Origin of the sequence: Mesorhizobium sp. M7A.F.Ca.CA.004.06.1.1 (assembly GCF_003999135.1) — a bacterium.
Lineage (GTDB): Bacteria > Pseudomonadota > Alphaproteobacteria > Rhizobiales > Rhizobiaceae > Mesorhizobium.
In genome coordinates this window covers 1-624 of record NZ_RZPQ01001365.1, presented here as the reverse complement: position 1 = coordinate 624, position 624 = coordinate 1, and the positions used below count along the sequence as shown (strand labels likewise).

The 624-nt window shown below is 60.7% G+C and carries 1 protein-coding gene; it reads right to left on the bottom strand.

Going from position 1 to position 624, the window contains the following annotated elements:
* On the bottom strand, positions 1 to 557 hold a 557-nt coding region (locus tag EN906_RS36360; protein ID WP_206529295.1), incomplete at its 3' end, for a winged helix-turn-helix domain-containing protein.
* Positions 558 to 624 lie beyond the last annotated feature (67 nt).

The window sequence follows — 624 nt, the reverse complement described above, 5'->3', positions numbered from 1 at the left end:
GTCACAATACGATCGGCCAGGATCAGCCCGGCATCGGCGTCGACGAGACGGGCCAGTTTTTCGAAGGACTCAAGCGCGCGGCCGAGCAGCCTGTCGCGTTCCGATGTGATCCAGTCATCGAACGCATTGCTTCCCAGATAAAGCCCGTCGAGGAAGGGCCCGGTGTAGTTCGCCAAGGCCTTCGCGAGGTCCTGAGCGGAACGGGCCGAGAGACCCGTTTCGAACTTCTCCACGTCGACTTGAAAGGCCTCTGGCCTCAGGGCGATCAGCTCACCGCTGGAATGGATGAGATCCACCCCTTCTCGCGCCAGATCCTGGCGCAGGACACTGAGGGCTTGCCGAAGGCTGTTGCGCGAATGTTCGCCGTCGCTGTCGCCCCATAGGAGGTCAGCCAGCCTCTCCCGCGTCGCCGCCATGCCCGGACACCGGGCCAGATAGGCGATGATTGCCGGCCCTCGTTTCCCGGTCAGCCGAAGCGGACCGGTCGTTTCATTTTCAATCCGGAAACCGCCGAAGAGTGAGATTCTATTTGCAGCGCCCCTATCCTCACTTTGCATTTGCTATCCCAGCCTGACGAAATCCTAACTCAAAACTAACGCTTCGCAACAGTCGGCCTTCGCGCTC